Here is a 3,940-nt window from a genome sequence, read left to right as displayed (position 1 = left end):
CCAGGCCGACGCGCTGGCGCATGCCGCCGGACAGCTCGTGGGGATGGTGGTCGGCCCACTTGGCCAGGCCGACAATCGCCAGTACTTCCAGGGCCCGCTTGCGCCGCTCGGCCGCCGAGACACCGCGCAGCTTGAGGCCGAACTCGGTGTTCTCGATCACGGTTTTATTCGGCAGCAGCGCGAAGTGCTGGAACACCATGGAGATACGCGTGCGGCGCACTTCCCGCAGTTGGTTTTCGTCGAGGCTCACCAGGTCTTCGCCGTCCAGCAGGATCTTGCCCGCGGTCGGTTCATTCAGGCGGTTGATACAGCGCGCCAGGGTGGATTTGCCCGAGCCCGAGAGGCCCATGATCATGTAGATCGCCCCGCTGGGGATCGACAGCGACACGTTGTTGAGGCCGACCACGGTGGCGGTCTCGGCCAGGATCCGGTCTTTGCTGGCCCCGGCGGTCAAGAGCTGCATGGCCCTGTCCGGGGTTGAGGAAAAGACCTTGTAGAGGTTCTCAATCTTTAGTCGTTCGCTCACCAATTGCCTCCAATTGTTGTTTTGCAATCTGCGGAAAACTTCATCAATAGAAATTTTTGGGCTACTGGCAGTTAAAAATCTTCGAGCTAAGGCGACGCAAGGCGCAGTCGCAAAAATTTCTTGTTGTGGTGCCAAGGCACTTACAGCATGAGCGGTGTGGCGAGTGCAAGGGTTGGGCGTCAACCGGTCGTTGAATCCGATGGAGCCATGCTTTCCCGGGCTTTGCGGGCCACGCGAAACGCCTCGACACCCGCCGGCACGCCGCAGTACACCGCGATCTGCACGAGGGCGGCGCGCAGTTCGTCGTCGCTCAGTCCGTTGCGCAGGGCGCCGCAGAAATGCGTACCGAATTCGTCCATGCGCCCCAGCGCCGCGAGCATTCCCAGGTTGAGCAGACTGCGTTGCTTGAGGTCCAGGCTGTCGTCGGTCCAGACCATGCCCCAGCAGTACTCGTTGAGCACCGCCTGGAAGGGCCGGGAAAAGTCGTCGGCGCGGCCCAGGGCCTGGTCGACGTAGCTATCGCCGAGGACTTGGCGGCGAACGCTTTCGCCTTGGGCCTGCAATGATTTATCCATGGTGAGTCTCCGAAGGGGTTAGAAAATCGCGTATCAGGGCGGCCACCTGTTGCGGCGCCTCGATCAGGATGCAATGGCGCAGCCCAGGCAGAATCCGCAGTTGCGAACCCTCGATGCGATCGTGCATGAACGCCGCCATCCGTGGGTTGGAGCCGGCGTCTTCGGCACCGGTGGCAATCAGCGTGGGGCAGCGGATCCGTGACAGCTGTTCGCCGAAATCCGACTCGGCCAGGATGCGATACGCCGCGGCATAACAGCCCGGGTCGTTGTCGGCATTCAGTTGGAGCAGACGGGTAACGGCCTCGGGATTGCGCGCCTGAAAATCCTCGGTCAGCCAACGCGACAGCGATGCCTCGTAGTGAGCCACCGGCTCCCCGGCCTGCAAGGCGGCGAGGCGCGCGTGTACCCGCTCGCGCTCCTCGGCGTTACGCCCGGCGACGGTCGACAGCAGCACCAACCGGTGAACCCGCGACGGATGAGTCAGGGCCATGCGCTGGGCGATCAGCCCGCCCAACGAGAACCCGGCCAGGTCGAACTGCTTGAAACCTACGTGATCCGCCAGGGCCAGCGCCTCACCCACCAAATGATCAATCTCATAACGCCCGGGCGTGCGGGACGACTGGCCGTGGCCGCGCAGGTCGAAGGTCAGCACGGTGAATTGCTCCTGCAGACCCGCCACCGTTTCAGCCCACGCCTCAAGGCTGGAACCCACGCCATGGATGCACACCAGCGGGCGCGGTCCATGCCCGTCCAGGCGATAGTTGAGCGTGACGTTGGCCACGCTGAAACGTTGTGCCTGGCCCATCACGCGCTGACCTGGTTGCGTTGTCTGGCGCGTTCGCGCTCGGCGAAGAATGGCATCACTTCATCGATGAACAGGCGCAGGGTCTGCTTCTGCAGTTCGAACGGCAGGTTGAAGGTCAGGCCCAGGCAATACTGGTCGACACCGGCGGCTTCGTAGTCGAGCAGCTTTTCGATGATTTCTTCCGGGGTGCCGAACATCAAGTTGCGTCGCAGGTTTTCCGGGTTGTAGTTGTCTTTGCCGCGCACGCTTTCAAACGGCACCGGCTCGGGGAAACCGTTGTGCACGGTGCCGATGTTCTGCATCAGGTTCTCGAAGGCGCGGCCAAAATCCATGCTGTGCTTGACCGGCAGTTCCCAGTCGTTGGCGTTGGCGTACACGCAGGTGCGGCGCTGCATCATGAAGCGCGGGCGTGGCACGTGGGGGTTGTCGGCCACGGCCTTGTTGAATTTTTCGCCGAGCACCGCGATTTCGGCCGCTGGCAGCGAGAGCGGGGTGGACAGGATGTTGGCGCCAATGCTCACTGCCCAGTCGAAGGTGCCCGGGTCCCGTGCGGCGACCCAGATCGGCGGGTGGCCTTTTTGCAGCGGCTTCGGTACGGCGGCGGTCTGCGGGAATTTCCAGTAGTGGCCGTCGTGGGCGTAGTCGCCGGTCCAGAGCTTTTGCACCGCCGGCACCAGTTCCTTCATGTAGCCCACACCTTCCTGCTGTTGCAGGCCGGGGGTCATGCGGTCGAACTCGTACTGGTAGGAACCGCGGGCGATGCCGAATTCCAGGCGGCCGTGGGTCAGGTGATCACACAGCGCGGCTTCACCGGCAAGGCGGATCGGATGCCAATAGGCAGCAGCGAGGGTTGCGGTGCCCAGGCGGATACGCTCGGTGTGCTGGCCGAGCCAGGTCAGGGTCTGGAACGGGTTGGGCGCGATGGTGCATTCCAGGGTGTGGTGTTCGGAGGTCCACAGGGTTTCAAAGCCGCCGGCATCGGCGATCTTTGCCAGCTCCAGCAGGTTGGCCATGACGGTCTGCATCGGCACGTCTGGCGAGAAGCGTTCCATGCTCAGGGATACGGCGAATTTCATAAGATGCTCCTTGAATAATCAGCGCAGGCGAATGACGAAGGGGTCCTGCATTTCGCCGGAGTAATCGATGACCACGTTCTTGGCCCGGGAAAACTCGCGCATCACGTCAAAGCCGCCGCGACGGCCATATCCGCTGTGCTTGAAGCCGCCGTTGGCGGACATGTAGGCCGAGCTGCGGTAGGTGTTGATCCACACCGTGCCGGCGTCGATGCGGTTGGCAAAGCGCATCGCGCGGTCGATGTTCTGGGTCCAGATTCCGGACGCCAGGCCGTAGTGGGTGTCGTTGGCCAGGCTGAGCATTTGCTCTTCGGTGGTGAAGGGCATCACACCCACTACCGGGCCGAACAATTCGTCGCGCATGAACGGCATGTCGTTGGTGGCGTTGGCCATCACCGTGGGCTCGAAGTACCAGCCTTCGGACAGGTGCGCGGCGCTGGGGCGTTTGCCGCCGACGGCGATCTGCGCGCCTTGTTGGGCGCCGCTGGCGATGTAGCCTTCGAGCTTTTGCAGTTGGGCTTGCAGGGCCAGCGGGCCGATGTCGGTGTGTTCTTCCATCGGGTGGCCGACGCTGATCTGTTGGGTGCGGGCCACCAGGGCCTCGACGAACTTGTCGTAGATCGGCGCTTCGACAAAGCAGCGCGAACCGGCCACGCAACTTTGCCCGGCGGCGGCGAAGATCCCGGAGACCACGCCGTTCACGGCCTTCTCGATATCCACATCGGCAAACACCACGTGGGGCGATTTGCCGCCCAGTTCCATCTGGCACGGCACCAGGTTATTGGCGGCGTTGCCAGCGATACGCCGACCGGTTTCGGTGCTGCCGGTGAACACGTATTTGGCGATGTCGGGATGGCGGGTCAGGGCCTCGCCGGTGACGGCGCCGTTGCCGGTGACTACGTTGACCACACCCGCCGGGAAGCCGGCTTCGATGATCAGTTCGGCCAGCGCCAGTGTGGAG

Annotated in this window: 5 protein-coding genes; all 5 read right to left on the bottom strand. The window is 63.2% G+C overall.

What is annotated here, in order from left to right:
* On the bottom strand, positions 1-463 hold a 463-nt coding region (locus tag HX846_RS21830), incomplete at its 3' end, for an ATP-binding cassette domain-containing protein (RefSeq protein WP_218645463.1).
* Between the two features lie 242 nt (positions 464-705).
* On the bottom strand, positions 706-1,101 hold the full coding sequence (locus tag HX846_RS21825) for a carboxymuconolactone decarboxylase family protein (RefSeq protein WP_003219479.1): 396 nt from the start codon (positions 1,099-1,101) through the stop codon (positions 706-708).
* Positions 1,094-1,906 (bottom strand): alpha/beta fold hydrolase, encoded by an 813-nt coding sequence (locus HX846_RS21820; protein ID WP_178966079.1) that lies wholly within the window; start codon positions 1,904-1,906, stop codon positions 1,094-1,096. Before HX846_RS21820 ends, HX846_RS21825 begins: the two co-directional genes overlap by 8 nt.
* Positions 1,906-2,982, bottom strand: a complete 1,077-nt coding sequence (locus tag HX846_RS21815) for an LLM class flavin-dependent oxidoreductase (RefSeq protein ID WP_003219483.1) — start codon at positions 2,980-2,982, stop codon at positions 1,906-1,908. Before HX846_RS21815 ends, HX846_RS21820 begins: the two co-directional genes overlap by 1 nt.
* Before the next feature lie 18 nt (positions 2,983-3,000).
* A partial coding sequence (locus HX846_RS21810) for an aldehyde dehydrogenase family protein (protein ID WP_178966078.1) occupies positions 3,001-3,940 on the bottom strand: 940 nt, incomplete at its 5' end.

It is taken from the genome of Pseudomonas sp. K5002 (assembly GCF_013386655.1).
GTDB lineage: Bacteria > Pseudomonadota > Gammaproteobacteria > Pseudomonadales > Pseudomonadaceae > Aquipseudomonas.
The sequence above is the reverse complement of the archived record's forward strand: the minus strand, read 5'-3'. Positions and strand labels throughout refer to the sequence as shown.

Bases quoted from the DNA above. Each gene is read 5' to 3' on its own strand.
- HX846_RS21825 (WP_003219479.1), bottom strand. From the start codon at position 1,101: ATGGATAAATCATTGCAGGCCCAAGGCGAAAGCGTTCGCCGCCAAGTC.
- HX846_RS21820 (WP_178966079.1), bottom strand. From the start codon at position 1,906: ATGGGCCAGGCACAACGTTTCAGCGTGGCCAACGTCACGCTCAACTAT.
- HX846_RS21815 (WP_003219483.1), bottom strand. From the start codon at position 2,982: ATGAAATTCGCCGTATCCCTGAGCATGGAACGCTTCTCGCCAGACGTG.